General features: G+C 72.9%; 12 protein-coding genes. 5 read left to right on the plus strand and 7 right to left on the minus strand.

Features of this window, described 5'->3' with window-relative positions; all coding sequences use genetic code 11:
* Positions 1-52: 52 nt before the first annotated feature.
* The gene (gene mgtA, locus E2C05_RS13060; protein WP_240046723.1) at positions 53-2,515 is read right to left on the minus strand and encodes a magnesium-translocating P-type ATPase; all 2,463 of its coding nucleotides are present in this window, start codon (positions 2,513-2,515) and stop codon (positions 53-55) included.
* 139 nt (positions 2,516-2,654) lie between these two features.
* Between mgtA and E2C05_RS13065 the strand changes: the two genes are divergently transcribed.
* Together E2C05_RS13065 and E2C05_RS13070 are read left to right on the plus strand one after the other, a co-directional pair.
* Positions 2,655-3,317: a gamma-glutamylcyclotransferase gene (locus E2C05_RS13065; protein WP_205082809.1), complete on the plus strand. Its 663-nt coding sequence runs from the start codon at positions 2,655-2,657 to the stop codon at positions 3,315-3,317.
* 152 nt (positions 3,318-3,469) lie between these two features.
* Positions 3,470-4,156 carry an isochorismatase family protein gene (locus tag E2C05_RS13070; protein WP_133220082.1) on the plus strand — a complete coding sequence of 229 codons (687 nt, stop codon included), beginning with the start codon at positions 3,470-3,472 and terminating at the stop codon, positions 4,154-4,156.
* A gap of 52 nt (positions 4,157-4,208) precedes the next feature.
* Here the strand turns inward: E2C05_RS13070 and E2C05_RS13075 are convergent, their stop codons facing one another.
* The 3 genes from E2C05_RS13075 to E2C05_RS13085 all read right to left on the minus strand — a co-directional run bounded on the left by E2C05_RS13075 (position 4,209) and on the right by E2C05_RS13085 (position 7,290).
* Complete coding sequence (locus tag E2C05_RS13075) at positions 4,209-5,615, minus strand: NAD(P)(+) transhydrogenase (Re/Si-specific) subunit beta (RefSeq protein WP_133220083.1); 1,407 nt, start codon at positions 5,613-5,615, stop codon at positions 4,209-4,211.
* Positions 5,616-5,619: 4 nt separating this feature from the next.
* Positions 5,620-6,033 (minus strand): NAD(P) transhydrogenase subunit alpha, encoded by a 414-nt coding sequence (locus E2C05_RS13080; RefSeq protein WP_133220084.1) that lies wholly within the window; start codon positions 6,031-6,033, stop codon positions 5,620-5,622.
* Positions 6,034-6,132: 99 nt separating this feature from the next.
* Positions 6,133-7,290 carry a Re/Si-specific NAD(P)(+) transhydrogenase subunit alpha gene (locus tag E2C05_RS13085; RefSeq protein ID WP_133220085.1) on the minus strand — a complete coding sequence of 386 codons (1,158 nt, stop codon included), beginning with the start codon at positions 7,288-7,290 and terminating at the stop codon, positions 6,133-6,135.
* A gap of 345 nt (positions 7,291-7,635) precedes the next feature.
* Between E2C05_RS13085 and E2C05_RS13090 the strand changes: the two genes are divergently transcribed.
* The gene (locus E2C05_RS13090) at positions 7,636-8,925 is read left to right on the plus strand and encodes an MFS transporter (RefSeq protein WP_133220086.1); all 1,290 of its coding nucleotides are present in this window, start codon (positions 7,636-7,638) and stop codon (positions 8,923-8,925) included.
* Between the two features lie 45 nt (positions 8,926-8,970).
* On the opposite strand, the gene E2C05_RS13095 is transcribed toward E2C05_RS13090, so the two are convergent.
* Positions 8,971-10,326 (minus strand): ABC1 kinase family protein, encoded by a 1,356-nt coding sequence (locus E2C05_RS13095; protein WP_133220087.1) that lies wholly within the window; start codon positions 10,324-10,326, stop codon positions 8,971-8,973.
* Complete coding sequence (locus E2C05_RS13100) at positions 10,323-12,152, minus strand: M3 family oligoendopeptidase (protein WP_240046724.1); 1,830 nt, start codon at positions 12,150-12,152, stop codon at positions 10,323-10,325. The genes E2C05_RS13095 and E2C05_RS13100 overlap by 4 nt, the downstream gene beginning before the upstream one ends.
* A 187-nt stretch (positions 12,153-12,339) precedes the next feature.
* On the opposite strand from E2C05_RS13100, the gene E2C05_RS13105 reads away from it, so the two are divergent.
* Together E2C05_RS13105 and E2C05_RS13110 are read left to right on the plus strand one after the other, a co-directional pair.
* Positions 12,340-14,088 (plus strand): AMP-dependent synthetase/ligase, encoded by a 1,749-nt coding sequence (locus tag E2C05_RS13105; RefSeq protein WP_133220089.1) that lies wholly within the window; start codon positions 12,340-12,342, stop codon positions 14,086-14,088.
* A 725-nt stretch (positions 14,089-14,813) separates the two neighbouring features.
* Positions 14,814-15,671 carry a class I SAM-dependent methyltransferase gene (locus E2C05_RS13110; protein WP_158292100.1) on the plus strand — a complete coding sequence of 286 codons (858 nt, stop codon included), beginning with the start codon at positions 14,814-14,816 and terminating at the stop codon, positions 15,669-15,671.
* 317 nt (positions 15,672-15,988) lie between these two features.
* On the opposite strand, the gene E2C05_RS13115 is transcribed toward E2C05_RS13110, so the two are convergent.
* Positions 15,989-16,777 (minus strand): sterol desaturase family protein, encoded by a 789-nt coding sequence (locus tag E2C05_RS13115; RefSeq protein WP_133220091.1) that lies wholly within the window; start codon positions 16,775-16,777, stop codon positions 15,989-15,991.
* Between the last annotated feature and the right edge of the window lie 162 nt (positions 16,778-16,939).

Consider the following 16,939-nt stretch of genomic DNA (forward strand, 5'->3'; position numbering starts at 1 on the left):
TGCCCGCCAAAGCTGCGCATCCCTGGGGCGGGCATGGCCGGGCCGGGCCGCGTCATGCCACCGCGACCCGCTTCAGCCGCTCCGCCGCCGCCAGGTACAGCACGACCAGCGCCAGCAGCGCCGCCAGCATGCCGCCCGGCAGCGGCGCGAAGCCCAGCACCGGCGCCAGCGGCCCCAGCGCCAGGGCCAGCGCGACGGCAAGCGCCCCCAGGGATGTCGCCACCAGCGCCGGATGCGGCGGCGTCGCGCGCCAGGCCGGCCCAGCGGTGCGGATCAGGAAGATCACCAGGACCTGCGTCGCCATGCTCTCGACGAACCAGGCCGTCCGGAATTCCTCCGCCCCCGCGCCGAAGCCCCAGAACAGCAGGGCGAAGGTCGCCAGGTCGAAGGCCGAGGAGAGCGGCCCCATCACCAGGGTGAAGCGCAGCACCTGCCGCATGTCCCAGCCATGCGGGGTGGCGAGGTCCGCCTCGTCCACCGCATCGAAGGGGATGCCCAGTTCCGAGACATCGTAGAGCAGGTTGTTCAGCAGGATCTGCGCCGGCAGCAGCGGCAGGAAGGGAATGGCCAGCGAGGCCACCGCCATGGACAGCATGTTGCCGAAATTGCTGCTGGTGCCCATGCGGACGTATTTCATGACGTTGGCATAGGTGCGGCGGCCTTCCTCCACGCCCTCCGCCAGCACCCCCAGGTCCGGCGCCAGCAGGATCAGGTCGGCGGCGGCGCGCGCCACCTCCGTCGCCTCCTGCACCGAGATGCCGGCATCCGCGGCATGGATCGCCGGCGCGTCGTTGATGCCGTCCCCGATGAAGCCGACGGTGTGGCCGCGTGCCTTCAGCGCCAGCAGGATGCGCCGCTTCTGGTCGGGCGAGACGCGGGCATAGAGGTCCACCTGCTCCACCCGCGCCGCCAGCGCATGGTCGTCCATGCGGGCGATCTCCTCGCCGGTGAGCATTCCCTGCGCCGGCAGGCCCAGCGCCTGGACGAGATGCCGCACCACCGGCGCCGCGTCGCCGGAGACGATCTTGGTGCGGATGCCCAAGGCGGCGAGCCGCGCCACCGCCCTGCCGGCCGAGGCCTTGGGCGGGTCGAGGAAGGCGCAGAAGCCGAGGAAAGCGAGGTCCCGCTCCGCCTCCGGCCCCGTCACGCTCTCCTCCTCCGGCACCGCGCGCACCGCCACGCCCAGCAGGCGCAGCCCCTCGGCGCCGCGCGCCTCCGCCTCGGCCAGCAGGGCGGCGCGGTCGAAATCGTGGCCCTCGGCGCGGGTGCAGGCCGCCAGCACGGCTTCCGGCGCGCCCTTCACCACCAGCCGCCGCTGCCCGTCGCCCTCCACGAGGACGGAGGACCGCCTTCGCTCGAAGCCGAAAGGCACCTCGGCCAGGGCGCGCCAGCCTGCCGGAACGGGCTGCGCCGCCAGGATGGCGGCGTCCAGCGGCGTCGGCAGGCCGCCGGCCAGGCCGGCATTCAGCGCCGCCATGCGCAGCACCTCCGGCGAACCGGCATCCGCCAGCGCGATCCGCGCCTCGGTCAGCGTACCGGTCTTGTCGGTGCAGAGGACATCCATGGCGCCGAGGTCGTGGATCGCCGCCAGCCGCTTCACCACCACCTGCTTGCGCGCCATCCGCAGCGCGCCGCGCGACAGCGTGACGGTGGTGACCATGGGCAGCAATTCCGGCGTCAGCCCGACCGCCAGCGCCACGGCGAACAGGAAGCTCTCTAGCGCCGGGCGGTGGAAGGCCAGATGCGCCAGCAGCACGAACAGCACCAGGAAGGCGGTCAGCCGCAGGATCAGCAGGCCGAGGCCGCGCAGGCCGCGCTCGAAGGCCGTCGCCGGCCGGCGCGCCGCCAGCGCCGCGGCGACGCCGCCCAGGCGCGTGGCATGGCCGGTCGCCACCACCAGCATCACCGCGCTGCCCGCCACCAGCGCGGTGCCGGCGAACAGGGCGTTGCCGGCCTCCGCCGGGTTGGTCCCGGCGCAGGGGCCCGGGCGCTTCGGCGCGGGATAGGGCTCGCCGGTCAGCAGCGCCTCGTTCGCCTGGGCGCCCTCCCCCACCAGCAGGATGCCGTCGGCCGGCACCAGCGCGCCGGCCGCCAACTCCACCACGTCGCCAGGGACCAGCGACTCCACCGGCACTGGCCGCGCCTGCCCGTCCCTCCGGGCGGTGGCGCGCACCGCGACGCTGTCCCGCAGCCGGGCCGCCGCCTGCTCCGCCCGGTGCTCCTGCACCACGTCCAGCGCGACCGAGACGCCGACGATGCCGAGGATGATGCCGAAGCCGGGCCAGTCGCCGGTCAGGCCGGAGACCAGCGCCGCCACCAGCAGGATGGCGACCAGCGGTTCCGCCAGGCGCCGCAGCACCTTCAACGCGATGGCGGCGGGCACAGGATCCGCCACCGCATTGCGGCCGAGCGTGGTGAGGCGGCGCGCCGCCTCCGCCTCCGCCAGGCCGGCGGGGGTGGCGCCGAGGCGGGCCAGCAGCGCCTCCGCGCCCTGGGTCCAGAAGGGGTCTTCCACCGGCGGTGGCTGGCGCGGCGACAATGAAGCGTGCAGCATGGTCCATGGGATGGAACGCCAGGGCCAAACGCGCCTTGATCCGGCACAGGGCGCAAGGGAATTCGCCGGAACGCTGCTGCATGCCCCCGCCTGGGCAGGCTTGCCGCTCAGCCGGGCGCTGATCGCGCGCGCCTTGCCGGCGCGGTGCCTGCCCGCCCGGCCACCCCCCACCCTGTCCGAGTCCCAGCTTCGCGCCGGGATGCAGGGCGCGCTCTGCGGGCGCCGCGCCGGGGACCCCCTTCGGGTCTTCGCCCATGGCGCCCTGATGTGGGACCAGCGGATGGCGGCCGGTGCCGAAGCGACCCCCGCCCGGCTCCGCGGCTTCGCCCGGCGCTGGTGCCTGCGGGACATCCATGACCGCGGGATGCCGGACGCGCCGGGCCTGGCACCGGGCCTGGAGCCCATGCCGGACGCGTGCTGCGAGGGGCTGCTGCTGACCCTGTCGGAGGCGGCGGCGCTCTGGCCGGTCTGGCGGCAGGAGATGGCGCCGGGCTTCTGCCGCGCGGCCTGGGTCACCGTGGTGCCGATGCCGCAGGGCACGCCGCTGCGGGCGCTGGCCTTCGTCGCCGACCCCACCCACCGGTTGCATGCCGGCGCGCTGCCGGAACCGGCCCAGGCCCGCATCCTGGCCCGGGCGGTGGGACCCAGGGGCCCGAATGCCGACGCCCTGCTGTGGGCGCAGGAGGCGCTGGGCGCGGCCGGGCTCGAGGATGCGCTGCTCGATCGTCTCTGCGGCCAGGTCGGGCGGCTGCTGGCCGGCTGACTGGCACGCGGGGTGCTTGCCCCGGCCATCGGAACCGATCCCGGCGTGGTCGCCGCGCCCCGTCGCGTGGATCGGCTTCGCCACCCGCCAGGCGCACCGGCGGGGCGGCCTTCCGGCAGGAAGCCCGCCCCGCCGGCATCGAGGAGAGTCCCATGCCCCGCCGCATCCAACTCGCCGCCCGTCCGGAGCCGGTCAGCGTCGTCCCCGAGGAGACGGCGCTGATCGTCGTGGACATGCAGCACGCCTATTGCTCGAAGGGCGGCTACCTCGACCTCTGCGGCTTCGATGTCTCGGGCGCGGCGCCGGTGATCGCGGAATGCGCCCGCGTCATCGCCGATTGCCGCGCCGCCGGCATCCCGGTGATCTACCTGCAGAACGGCTTCTCCTCGGACCAGCGGGAGGCGCCGCCCACCGCCCCGGTCTGGCACAAGTCCAATGCGCTGAAATTCATGCGCATGAACGAGGCCTATGCCGGCAAGCTGATCACCCACGGCACCTGGGACCACGAGATCCTGCCGGAACTCGCCCCCTTGCCCGGGGAGGTGGTGGTGCCGAAGGCGCGCTACAGCGGCTTCGCCGGGACCAACCTGGATCAGGTGCTGCGGGCGCGCGGCATCCGCACGGTGGTGGTCATCGGTGTGGCGACGAATGTCTGCGTCGAGAGCACGATCCGCGACGCCTACCACAGGGAATTCTTCCCGGTGATGGTGGCCGATGCCACGCTGGCCGCCGGGCCGGGGGCGCAGCAGGCCAGCGAGTTCAACGTCGCCAGCTTCTTCGGTTGGGTGACCAGCGGGGCGGAATTGCGGGCCGCGCTCGGCAGCAACCAGCCGGCATGAAAAAAGGGGGCGCTGCCCCGCGGCAGCGCCCCCTTTCCTGTCGACCGCCAGGCTACTTCTGCAGCGCCTGGACGATCTCCTGCGTCACCTTCTTCGCATCGCCGAACAGCATCATGGTGTTCGGGCGGAAGAACAGCTCGTTGTCCACGCCGGCATAGCCGCTGGCCATGCCGCGCTTGATGAAGAACACCGTCTTGGCCTTCTCCACGTCGAGGATCGGCATGCCGTAGATGGCCGAGGACTTGTCGGTCTTGGCCGCCGGGTTGGTCACGTCGTTGGCGCCGATGACGAAGGCCACGTCGGCCTCCGCGAACTCGGGGTTGATCTCCTCAAGCTCCTTGACGTCCTCGTAGGGGACGTTCGCCTCGGCCAGCAGGACGTTCATGTGGCCCGGCATGCGGCCGGCGACGGGGTGGATGGCGTATTCCACCGTGGCGCCTTCCTTCTTCAGCAGGTCGCCCATCTCCCGCAGCACCTGCTGGGCCTGCGCCACCGCCATGCCGTAGCCCGGCACGACGATGATCTTGGATGCGTTCTTCATGATGAAGGCCGCATCCTCCGGGCTGCCGGCCTTCACCGGGCCCTTGTCGGCCGCAGCACCGCCGGCGGCGCCGGCCGCCGAGGTGTCCGTGCCGAAGCCGCCCAGCAGCACGTTGATGATGCTGCGGTTCATGCCCTTACACATGATGTAGGACAGGATGGCGCCGGAGGCGCCGACCAGCGCGCCGGTCACGATCAGCAGCAGGTTGCCGATGGTGAAGCCGATGCCCGCCGCCGCCCAGCCGGAATAGCTGTTCAGCATGGAGACGACGACCGGCATGTCGGCGCCGCCGATCGGCACGATCAGCAGGAAGCCTAGCGCGAAGGACAGCAGCGCGATGGCCCAGAACAGCAGCGGGCTGCCGGTGGCGCAGAAGGCGATGACCAGGACCAGCAGCAGCACGCCGAGGCCGGCATTCAGCTTGTGCTGGCCGTTGAAGATGATGGGCGCGCCGGACATCCGCCCGTCCAGCTTGGCGAAGGCGATGACCGAGCCGGAGAAAGTGATGGCGCCGATGGCGAGGCCGAGCGACATCTCGACCAGCGAGGCGGTGTGGATGTCGCCATGCGTGCCGATGCCGAAGCTTTCGGGGCTGTAGAAGGCCGCCGCCGCCACGAACACCGCCGCCATGCCGACCAGGGAGTGGAAGGCCGCGACCAGCTGCGGCAGCGCCGTCATCTGGATGCGGTTCGCCACCACCGCGCCGGCGCCGCCGCCGATGGCGAGGCCGGCCAGGATCAGCAGGATGCCGGTGGCGTCCATGCCCGGGCGGAACAGCGTGGCCACGATGGCGATCGCCATGCCGACCATGCCGTAGATGTTGCCCTGGCGGGAGGTGGTCGGGTGGGACAGCCCGCGCAGCGCCAGAATGAAGAGCACCGCCGCGACCAGGTAGGCGAGCGTCGAGATCGTCGCCATGGCGTCAGGCCTTCTTCTTCGACTGGAACATGGCCAGCATCCGGCGCGTCACCAGGAAGCCGCCGAAGATGTTCACCGCGGCGAGCGTCACGGCCAGGAAGCCGAAGATCCGCGCGCCCCAGTTGTCGGCGGTGCCGGCGGCCAGAATGGCGCCGACCACGATGACGGAGGAGATGGCATTGGTCACGCCCATCAGCGGGCTGTGCAGCGCCGGCGTCACGTTCCAGACCACGTAGTAGCCGACGAAGCAGGCCAGCAGGAAGATGGTCAGTAGGAACAGGAAGGGGTCGGCCGCGGCGGCGCCATGCTGGATGGCGGGCACCACCTGCGTCTCGGCCAGCGCGCGCGCCTGCTGCGCCAGTTCCAAGGCACGCTGCGCCGTCGCCGTCGCCTGGTTGGCGAGGTCGGTCGGGTTCATCCTCGTGTCTCCTTCGGCATCGCCGTCCGGGACCGGCCCGCGCGCCCGTCCGACGCATGCGTCGGACCGCGCCGGCCGGCGGACGGCATCATGGTCAGGTCAGGCGGCCTTGGCGGCCTGGAAGCTCGGGTGCACCACGGCGCCGCCGCGGGTGAGCATGACGCCGCGCACGATCTCGTCCTCGGCCGGCAGCTTCGGCGCCTTCGCCTCCTTGTCCCAGAAGGTGGTCAGGAGGGTCAGCAGGTTGCGCGCGAAGAGCGAGGAGGAGGCGCCGGAGATGCGGCCCGGCCAGTTGTGCCAGCCGAGGATCTTCACGCCGTTCTCGGTAACGACCATCTCGCCCGGCTTGGTCAGCGCCACGTTGCCGCCGGCATCGGCGGCGATGTCCACGATGACCGAGCCCGGCTTCATCGACTGCACCATGGCTTCCGTCACCAGCTGCGGCGCCTTGCGGCCCTGCACCAGCGCGGTGGTGACCACGATGTCCTGCTTGGCGATATGGGCGGCGACGACCTTCGCCTGCTCGGCATAGAACTCGGCCGAGAGCTGCTTGGCATAGCCGCCGGCGGTCTGCGCCTGCTTGCTCTCCTCCGACTCGTAGCCGACATAGGTGGCGCCGAGCGACTTGATCTCCTCCTTCGCCGCTGGCCGGACATCGGTGGCGGACACGCGGCCGCCGAGCCGGCGGGCGGTCGCGATGGCCTGCAGGCCGGCGACGCCGGCGCCCATGACGAAGACATTGGCGGCCGAGATCGTGCCGGCCGCGGTCATCAGCATGGGGAAGCCGCGGTCGAAGGCGCCTGCCGCCTCGATCACCGCGCGGTAGCCCGCCAGGTTTGCCTGGGAGGAGAGGATATCCATGCTCTGCGCGCGGGTGATGCGCGGCAGCAGCTCCATCGCCCCGGCATCGATGCCGGCCTGGGCATAGGCGGCCGCCGCCTTCTCGTCGGCCTGCAGCTGGCCGAGCAGCAGGGCGCCGCGCGGGATCAGCGCCAGCTCGTCCACCTCGCCCTCCCCGGCCGCGAGCGGCGCGCGGATCTTGAGGACGATGTTGGCCCCCTGGAGCGCCGCCGCGGGATCCGCCGCCACCTCGGCGCCCGCCGCCGCATAATCGGCATCCGGGATGCCGGAGGCGAGGCCGGCGCCGGCCTCCACCGCCACGCTGCAGCCGAGGCCGATGAATTTCTTGACCGTTTCCGGCGTGGCCGCGACACGAGTCTCGGCCGGCCGGCGCTCCTTCAGGACAGCCAGACGCATACGGGGTCCCCCTCTTCCGGGCGCCAGTACCCCGCATCCGAAGGCCGCCGCCGGCGGCGGCACCCTTCGGCCCGGGGCACTAGCCTTGGTAGTCAGTGGCCTGCTGATCCGTTCCCTTCGCAGCGACAGGCTGCGAACGTCACGGGCAGGTCACTAGATGCGGCGCAGCATCAGGCGCGGCAACCCCGAACGGGTGCCGGCCTGCGGGCGGCCGTCATACAGAGACACGCAATCCTTGACCATGGGGGTCGGTCAATCGACCGGCCCCCGACGCTTGTTTCGGCCCTGCCCGTGATCGCCGGGCCGCGCGACGGGTTACTGCCCGGCAGCGTGGAGGAGCGGGGCATGGGCGCAGGCGTGGCAGCGGGGATGGCGGACCACGGGGCCGCGGCGCCCCCGGTCCCGATCCGGGTGGTGGCCGCCACCGTCGCGGGCAATGCGCTGGAGTTCTACGACTTCGTCACCTACGCCTTCTTCGCGGTCTATATCGGGGAGACCTTCTTCCCGGCCTCCACCCCCTTCCTCAGCCTGCTGCTGTCCGTCGCGGTGTTCGGCGTGGGCTTCATCTTCCGCCCGCTCGGCGGGCTGGTCATCGGCGCCTATGCCGACCGGGCGGGGCGCCGGCCGGCCATGCTGCTGACCATCGCGCTGATCACGGTCGGCACGCTCGGGCTGGCCGTCACGCCCTCCTACGCCAGCATCGGCATCGCCGCGCCGCTGATCGTCGTGGCCTGCCGGCTGGTGCAGGGCCTGGCCCTGGGCGGGGAGGTCGGGCCGGCCACCGCCTTCCTGCTGGAGGTGGCGCCGCCCGGCCGCCGCGCCTTCTATTCCAGCTGGCAGCTCGCCAGCCAGGGCATCGCCGCACTCACCGCCGGGGCCATCGGCACCGGCCTGTCATTGGTGCTGAGCCGCGAGGACCTGGCGAGCTGGGGCTGGCGCGTGCCCTTCATCCTCTGCCTGGCGCTGATCCCCGTCGCGGTGATCCTGCGGCGGGCGATGCCGGAGACGCTGGAGCACGGCGCCGCCGCCGGCCCGCGGCCGCGGCTGCGGGAGCATGGCCGGCTGGTGGCGCTTGGCGTCCTGCTGATCCTGGGCGGGACGGTGGCGACCTATGTCGGCAACTACATGACCACCTTCGCCATCTCGACCCTGCATTTCCCGCCCTCGATCGCGCTGGCGGCGACGGTGGTGGCCGGGCTCGGGACGCTGTCCGGCGCGCTCGCCGGCGGCTGGCTGGCGGACCGCTATGGCCGCCGGCCGGTGATGCTGGCGCCGCGGCTGCTGCTGGCGCTGGCGGTCTGGCCGATGTTCCTGTGGCTGAGCGCCGCACCGAGCCCCATGACGCTCTTTGCCGCGACGGCGGTAGTGACGGTGCTGACCTCGATGAGCAGCACGGCGGCGCTGGTGGTGGTGCCGGAACTGCTGCCGCGGGCGGTGCGGGCCACCGGCCTTGCCATCGCCTATGCCGTGGGCGTCTCACTCTTCGGCGGGACGACGCAGTTCGTCATCACCTGGCTGATCGGCGCGACGGGCGACCCGACCTCCCCGGCCTGGTACGTGACCCTGACCAGCCTGGTGACAACGGCGGCGATGTGGACCCTGCCGGAAAGCCGCGACCGGGCGCTGCCGGGCTAGGCAGGCCCGGGACGGCGGGCCTGGCGCCCGCCGCCGCGCGCCGGCTCAGGCGAGCGGCGGCGGCACCCTGGCCTCGCGCATGGCCTGCGCCTGGCGCTCCGCCACCGCCTGCTCCGACACGCCCTCGGCCATCTCCATGAACAGCCGGTGCCAGTTCATCTCGACGCGCAGCCGCAGGAAGACGCTGCCGAGGCCGACCGCGGCGCGGTCCATCAGCGGGAATTCCCGCGGGATGCGGACGCCGCCGGTGCGCTTCAGCCCCTCATGCACCTGCTGGGCGATCTTGCGGCCATAGGACATGTCGTCCGAATTCTGGATCGGCCGCACCTTGTCCTGCACCAGCGGCTCGTACAGGAAGGCGGCCCAGAGGTTCAGGACCTCCATGGTCTCCTTCGAGAGGTTGCGGAAGCCCCAGATGCGGTAGGCCTCTGCCGCCTTCTCCTCGTCGTCGTCGCGCACCGCCTCGTAGAGCATGATGACGCCGCCGACGAAGCTCGGCGGGAAGATGCGGATGGTGCCGAAGTCGAAGAGGTTGATGCCCTCGAGGTCGGGCCGCACCTGGTAGTTGCCCAGATGCGGGTCGCCATGGATGACGCCGTAGCGGTAGAAGGGCCGGTACCAGGCGCGGAACAGCCCCTCGGCATAGGCCTGGCGCTCCTCGACCGGCGGGGCCTCCTCCAGCCGCTTCACCAGCGGCCTTCCGTCCAGCCAGGTCATGGTCAGCAGGCGCGGCGTGCAATAGCCCTCGACCGGCTGCGGCACCGCGACGCGCGGCTGGTCCGCCAGCATGAGGCCGTAGAGGCGCTGATGCGCCGCCTCCCGCAGGTAGTCCAACTCCTCCCGCAGGCGGTCGCGCAGCTCGGCATAGACCTCCCCGTTGTCGAGGGCGCTGTCCATGCGCTGGTAGAGGTTCATGGCGAGCTTGAGCTGGCGGAGATCGGCCTCCACCACGCTCGGCATGTCCGGGTATTGCAGCTTGCAGGCCACCTGCGTGCCGTCCGGCAGCCGCGCCTTGTGCACCTGGCCGAGCGAGGCGGCGGCCGCCGCCTCCCGCCCGAATTCGGCGAACTTCCCCTCCCAGCCCGGCCCCAGCTCGCCCTGCATGCGGCGACGGACGAAGGGCCAGCCCATCGGCGGCGCATTGGCCTGCAGCGTCGCAAGCTGCTCGGCATAGGCTTCCGGCAGCGCATCCGGCACGGTGGAGAGGAACTGCGCCACCTTCATCATCGGGCCCTTCAGCCCGCCCAGGATGCGCTTCAGGTCCTCGGCATGCGCGGTCTTGTCGGTCTTCAGCCCCAGGAACCGCTCGCCCGCCACCCGGGCGGCGATGCCGCCCACGGCGCCGGAGGTGCGCACCATCCGCCGCATCTCCCCGAAGAGAGTGCTCTCGCGGTCGCTCATGCAGTCTTTTCCAGTTCGTCGTCGCGCGACTCGCGCGCCAGTTCATCGATGAAGCCCGCGATCACGTCGAGGCCGCGCTGCCAGAATTGCGGGTCGGAGGCATCGAGGCCGAAGGGCGCCAGCAATTCCTTGTGGCGCAGCGTGCCGCCGGCCTTCAGCAGGCCGAGGTATTTCCGCTCGAACTCCGGCACCTGGCCGTCCCGGTACACCCCGTACAGCGCATTCACCAGGCAGTCGCCGAAGGCGTAGGCGTAGACATAGAACGGGCTGTGCACGAAATGCGGGATATAGGCCCAGTAGACGCCGTAATCCTCGGTGAAGTCGAAGGCCGGGCCCAGGCTCTCGGTCTGCACCTGCATCCAGATGGCGGCGATCTGCTCGGCGGACAGCTCGCCCTTGCGTCGCTCATCGTGCAGCAGCGTCTCGAACCGGTAGAAGGCGATCTGCCGCACCACCGTGTTCAGCATGTCCTCGACCTTGCCGGCCAGCATGAGCCGGCGGCGCTTCGGGTCCGTCTCGGCATCCAGCAGGCCGCGGAAGGTCAGCATCTCGCCGAAGACGCTGGCGGTCTCGGCCAGCGTCAGCGGCGTGCCGCTCAGCAGGTAGCCCTGCTGCGCCGCCAGGATCTGGTGCACGCCATGGCCCAGTTCATGGGCCAGCGTCATAACGTCCCGCGTCTTGCCGTGGTAATTCAGCAGCAGGTAGGGATGCGCGCTGGGCACGGTCGGGTGGGCGAAGGCGCCGCTGGCCTTGCCGGGCCGCAGCGCCGCATCCACCCATGGCTTGTCGAAGAAGCGCGCGCCCAGGCTGGCCAGTTCCGGGCTGAAGGCGCGGTAGCTGTCCAGCACGGTCTTCACCGCCTCGGGCCAGGCGATGCTGCGGTCCTGCTCCTCCGGCAGCGGCGCGTTGCGGTCCCAGTGCATCAGCTTCGGCAGGCCCAGCCACTTCGCCTTCATGGCGTAGTAGCGGTGCGACAGGCGGGGGAAGCTGGACCGCACGGCGGTCACCAGCGCGTCCACGACCTCGTCTTCCACCATGTTGGCGCGATTGCGGGCGCTGCCGGGGCGCGGGTAGCGCCGCCAGCTGTCGAGGATCTCCTTGTCCTTGGCGAGGGTGTTGGTGATCAGCCCGAACAGCCGGACGCGGGACCCGAAGGCCTCCGACACGCCCTGCGCCGCCGCCTGCCGCACCGACCGGTCGCGGTCGGAGAGCCGGTTCAGCGCGGCGGAGACCGTCAGATCCTCCTGGCCGACCCGCACCGTCATGCCGGCGATGGTCTCGTCGAACAGGCGGTTCCAGGCGCTGCGACCGGTCACCTCCTTCTCGTGCAGCAGCTTCTCCAGCTCGTCCGAGAGCTGGTGCGGGCGGAAGACGCGCAGGTCGCGCAGCCAGGGCTGCCAGCGCCGCAGCGCCGCGCTGCCGGCGAGCTTGCGGTCCAGCTCGGCATCCTCCAGCCGGTTCAGCTCCAGCGTGAAGAACAGCAGGTGGGAGGAGATGGCCGTCACCCGCTCCTGCAGGGTCTGGTAGAAGCGGCCATTGGCGGGGTCGGTGGCGTCGCCGGCGAAGACCAGCTGGCCGAAGCTCATCGCCCGGCCCAGCACCTCCTCGATCCGCTCGTACTCGCCGACCGCCTCGGCCAGGGCATCGCCGGACAGGCTGCCGAGCCGGCCGGACAGGCGGGCGGCGAAGGCCTTGCCTTCCTCCTCCGCCCGGTCCAGGTCGGCGGCCAGCTTCGGGTCCTCGGCCGAGGCATAGAGGTCGGAGAGGTCCCAGACCGGCAACGGCGCGCCGCCTGGCGGGCCGCCCGCATCCAGCGGTGCGCGCACCGCGGCAGGGAGGACGGGGGCGGCGCCATCGGCGGCGGCGCGGGCCAGGGTCGGCCGGGGGGGCGAGGTGGGCTCGGATCGGGTCACGTTCCACCATATAAGGCCGCGGCAGGCGCGGCCAAGCGGCGGCGCCGCGGACAGGGCGGAACGAGAGAGGGGGGCGATGTCTGGGATGGAGGCGCCTGTCATGGCGGGCGGGGCAGAGGCTGGCCGCCGGGCCGGGACACGCGGGACCAGCGGCTGGAGCAGCCTGCCGGGGATGCTCTTCGCCCTGGCGCGGAAGCACCCGGACCGGCCCATGCTGCGCTACTGGCGCGACGGCGCCTGGCAGCGGCTGCGCTGGGGCGAGTTCGTCGAGCGCGTGGCGCCGATCGCCGCCTGGCTGCGCGCCCAGGGCATCATGCCGGGCGACCGCGTCCTGCTGGTCAGCGACAGCCGGCCGGAATGGAACATCGCGGACTGCGCCCTGATGGCGATCGGCGCCGTCACCGTGCCGACCTACACCACCAACACCGTCGCCGACCACGCGCATATCCTGCGCGACAGCGGGGCGCGCGCCGCCATCGTCTCCTCCGCCGCGCTGGCGCGGCGGGTGACGGAGGCGGCGTCGGGCACCGGCGGGCTCGACCTGCTGCTCTGCATGGAGCCGGCGGAGGGGCTGCCCGCCCGCGCCTGGGCGGAGGCGGCGGCGCAGCCCGCCGACCCGGCGATGCTGATGGCGGAAGCCGAGGAGATCCCGGCCGGCCGCCTCGCCTGCCTGATCTACACCAGCGGCACCGGCGGCGCGCCGCGCGGCGTCATGCTGCCGCACCGCGCCATGCTGGCGAACCGGGAAGGCGTGCGCCACCTGATCGAGCGGCTGGGGGTGGAGGGCGAGCCCTACCTGTCCTTCCTGCCCCTCTCCCACAGCTACGAGCACACGGTCGGCTGCTTCCTGCTGCCGTCGATGGGGATGGAGGTGGTCTATTCCCGCGGCGCCGACCGGCTGGCCGCCGAATTCCAGGAGATCAAGCCGGCGATCGTCACCGCCGTGCCGCGGCTGTTCGAGGTGCTGCGGGCCCGCATGCTGGCGCAGATCGAGAAGGAGAGCGGCCTCAAGCGCCGGCTGTTCGAGGCGGCGCTGGCGCAGGGGCTGCGGCGCATGGACGGGCCGCCGCTCGGCCTCGGTGCGCGGGTGGCGGACCCGCTGCTGGACCGGCTGGTGCGGGACAAGGTACGGGCCCGCTTCGGTGGGAAGCTCAAGGCGCTGGTCTCGGGCGGGGCGCGGCTCGACCCGGACCTCTCCGGCTTCTTCATCGCGCTCGGCCTGCCGCTGATCCAGGGCTATGGGCAGAGCGAGGCGGGGCCGGTCATCAGCGTGAACGCGCCCTGGGACAACCACCGCCACACCGTCGGCGCGCCGCTGGAAGGGGTGCAGGCCGCCATCGCCGAGGACGGCGAGTTGCTGATCAAGGGCGACCTGGTCATGGACGGCTACTGGAACAATCCCGACGCCACCGCCGCCGCCCTGAAGCCCGGCCCGGATGGCGAGACCTGGCTGCATACCGGCGACGTGGCGCGGCTGGAGCGCGGGCGGATCGTCGTCACCGACCGCAAGCGGGACTTCATCAAGACCATGGGCGGGGACATGGTCAGCCCGGCCAAGGTTGAGGGGCTGCTGATGGCCGAGCCGGAGATTGCCCAGGCGGTGATCGCCGGCGAGGGCCAGCCGGGCATCGTCGCCCTGCTGGTCCCGGCCGAGGGCATGGCGGAGGCGCTGGGGGCTGCCGTGGCGCGGGTGAATGCGAAGCTCTCGACCATCGAGCGCATCCGCCGCTGGACCGCGGCGCCGGAGCCCTTCTCGGTCGATAACGGGCTGCTGACGCCCACCATGAAGGTGAAGCGCCGCGCGGTGCTGGAGCGCTACGGGACAGACCTGGCCGCGCTGCATCGCTGATCCCGGGCCGGCCATCGCCGCCCGGGCCGATCCGGCATCCCCGGGCCGCAGGCCGCGGCGGTCGCCGCGCCCCGCAGCGAGGGTCGCCGGGCATGCCCGCTGGCATCGTATCGGCGCCCGCCTCCGGGGCGCCGGATCCGCCCTGGCGCGCGCCATGCGGGCCGCACCGCCTTTGCGCGACGATGCCCATGGGGTCGGGGGCTGCCCCGGCCGGCTGCCGATCCGCCTTCACGGCCCCGGCGGGACGGCCGCCCCGGGGCGTTCGGCGTCGACCGGGGGCCTTTGGCGGCATGTGATGGTGCCTCTCCCCGGGGCGCATGGTGGCGCCCCAGGCCTTGGCGGGGCGCACCGCCGGAATGCGGGGCGGGGCCGCCGGCGATGCTCCGGCGTCCCGACCCCCGGCAGGGAGCGATGACCGCCCGCCGGTTGCGCCGTGTTGGGCGAGGGCGCGAGACGGCGCCTCGGCGCCGGCCAGAGCAGAACCGGATCAGGTGGAACGACCTGATCAGGTGAAGATGCTGGTCGATTCAAATGACTGGCGCGGTTGCGTGAGCCATGGCGAACGGAAGCCGCTCTTGCACGCGCTCCCCGGCGTCCCCGTCCGGGCTTGTCGCTCCCCGGCCGCCGCGCCCCGCGCCGCGCCGCGAGCGCCGGGGCTGCGGCGCCCTGTCGCGGCCTGGCGGCCGGGAGTAGCCTCCCTCGACCCGACGCGAGGGCCCGCCCGGATGTCCGATCCCGCCAGCATCGCCGCCCAGCAGCACGCCTTCTGGAACGGCCCGCAGACCCGCGCTTGGTCCGAGAAGCACGACCGGATCGACGGCACGCTGGCCGCGGTGCTCACCCTGCTGCTGGACACCGCGCGGCCGCAGCCCGGCGAGCAGGTGCTCGATATCGGCTGCGGCAGCGGCACCTCCCTGCTCGCCCTGGCCGGCGCGGTCGGGCCCGGGGGCCGGGTGCTCGGCGCCGACATCGCCGAGGCCTCGGTCGCCACCGCCCGCCGCCGCCTCGCCGAGGCCGGGATGCCGCAGGCCAGCGTCATCCTGGCCGATGCCGCGACGCATCCCTTTCCCGCGGCCGGCTTCGACCTGCTGTTCAGCCGCTTCGGCGTGATGTTCTTCGGCGATCCGGTCGCCGCCTTCGCCCATCTGCGGCGGGCGCTGCGGCCGGGCGGCCGGCTGGCCATGGCCGCCTTCCGCGCGCCGGCCGAGAATCCCTGGGCGACGCTGGCCCTCGGCGCGGTGCGGCACCTCGTCGCGCGCCCGCCGCCGCCGGGGCCGGAGGAGCCGGGCCAGTTCGCCTTCGCCGATCCGGACCGGGTCCGCCGCATCCTGGACGGCGCCGGCTTCCGCGGCGTGGCCCTGACCCCGGCCGACCCGCCGATGCGCCTGGGCGCCACCGCGACCGAAGCGGCCGAGGGCGCCACCAGCTTCGGCGTCCTGGCACGCGCCCTGAACGCCGCCGGCGCGACCGACGCCCTCCGGGCCGAGGTCCGGGCGGCGCTCGTCGCATTCTACCGAGGGCATGAGGGGTCGCGGGGCGTGGTGCTGCCGGGCGGCATCTGGCTGATCACCGCGCGGCCCTGAGGCCGGCGCCGGCGCGCCGCCGCGGCCGCGCCGTCCCGCGGGAAGTGCCTGAACGCGCAGGCTGCCCCGCTGGCGCTGGCCGATGGGGCACCTGGCGCCGTGCCGGGACCGCCGCCGCGCGACCGGTTCGACCGCCGGCCGCGCTGGACCCTGCCGCCACGGCCGGACAGCGTGGTTGCGGCGCCGCGCGCCGGGCCGTCCCGGCGATGCGCCCTGGAGCGTTTCCCGTTCGCCATGGCGCACGGCAACCGCCCCAGTCGTTTGGATCTTCCGGCATCTTCACCCGATCAGGTGATTCCACCTGATCGGGATCCGCCCTAGCCGCGCCGGAAAGGTTGCGCCAGCAGCGCGAAGAAGCCCTGCCGCCCCGCCTCCCGCCAGTTGGCGATGCCGATGACCACCCCGGCCCCGGCGGCCGGCGCGGCGCGGTAGCTGCCGAACAGCCGGTCCCACCAGGGCAGGCAGAAGCCGAAGCAGCTATCCGTCTCCGCCGGGACCTCGCTGTGATGCGTCCGATGCATGTCCGGCGTCACCAGCACCAGGCGCAGCGCCCGCTCCAGCCGCGGCGGCAGGCGGATGGCGGCATGGTTGAACAGCGCCGTGCCGTTCAGCAGCACCTCGAAGGCCAGCACCGCCACCGGCGGCGCGCCCAGCGCCACCACCGCCGCCGCCTTCAGCGCCATGGAGAGCAGGATCTCCAGCGGGTGGAAGCGCAGCGCCGAGGTCGCGTCCAGTTCCGGGTCGGCATGGTGCACCCGGTGCAGGCGCCAGAGCAGCGGCACCGCATGGGTGACGCGGTGCTGCCAGTAGATCAGCAGGTCCAGCAGGATGACCGACAGCGGCACCGCCAGCCAGCCGGGCGCCCCCAGCGCCGGCAGCAGGCCGATCCCGCGCGCTTCCGCCCAGAAGGCCGCGCCGATCGCCGCCGCGGGCATCAGCGCCCGCAGCAGCAACGCGCCGGCGACGGCCAGCCCGACATTGCCCGGCCAGCGCCGGATGCCGAGCGGCCGGTCCCGCCGCCAGGGGATCAGCCGTTCCAGCGCCAGCAACAGGATCAGCAGCCCCAGCGAGGCGCCGAGGCGGATGGCAGGCTCATGCGCGAGCATGGCGGCATCCTAGGGCGGATCGCGGGGCGGCGCGAACGCCGCGGGGCGAGACCCCGTGCTGCCGGTAAGGCCCTGGAGCGGCTCGCCGGGCCGGCGGGACGGGCGGCCCGCCCGGGCGCGGATCGCGGCCGGGCGCGGCGGCCGGTCGGGCGGCCCCGAACC

Source organism: Paracraurococcus ruber, assembly GCF_004353985.1.
GTDB lineage: Bacteria > Pseudomonadota > Alphaproteobacteria > Acetobacterales > Acetobacteraceae > Paracraurococcus > Paracraurococcus ruber.

Coding starts and splice junctions, on each gene's coding strand:
- E2C05_RS13070 (WP_133220082.1), top strand. CDS start 3,470: ATGCCCCGCCGCATCCAACTCGCCGCCCGTCCGGAGCCGGTCAGCGTC.
- E2C05_RS13075 (WP_133220083.1), bottom strand. CDS start 5,615: ATGGCGACGATCTCGACGCTCGCCTACCTGGTCGCGGCGGTGCTCTTC.
- E2C05_RS13080 (WP_133220084.1), bottom strand. CDS start 6,033: ATGAACCCGACCGACCTCGCCAACCAGGCGACGGCGACGGCGCAGCGT.
- E2C05_RS13085 (WP_133220085.1), bottom strand. CDS start 7,290: ATGCGTCTGGCTGTCCTGAAGGAGCGCCGGCCGGCCGAGACTCGTGTC.
- E2C05_RS13090 (WP_133220086.1), top strand. CDS start 7,636: ATGGGCGCAGGCGTGGCAGCGGGGATGGCGGACCACGGGGCCGCGGCG.
- E2C05_RS13095 (WP_133220087.1), bottom strand. CDS start 10,326: ATGAGCGACCGCGAGAGCACTCTCTTCGGGGAGATGCGGCGGATGGTG.
- E2C05_RS13105 (WP_133220089.1), top strand. CDS start 12,340: ATGGCGGGCGGGGCAGAGGCTGGCCGCCGGGCCGGGACACGCGGGACC.
- E2C05_RS13110 (WP_158292100.1), top strand. CDS start 14,814: ATGTCCGATCCCGCCAGCATCGCCGCCCAGCAGCACGCCTTCTGGAAC.
- E2C05_RS13115 (WP_133220091.1), bottom strand. CDS start 16,777: ATGCTCGCGCATGAGCCTGCCATCCGCCTCGGCGCCTCGCTGGGGCTG.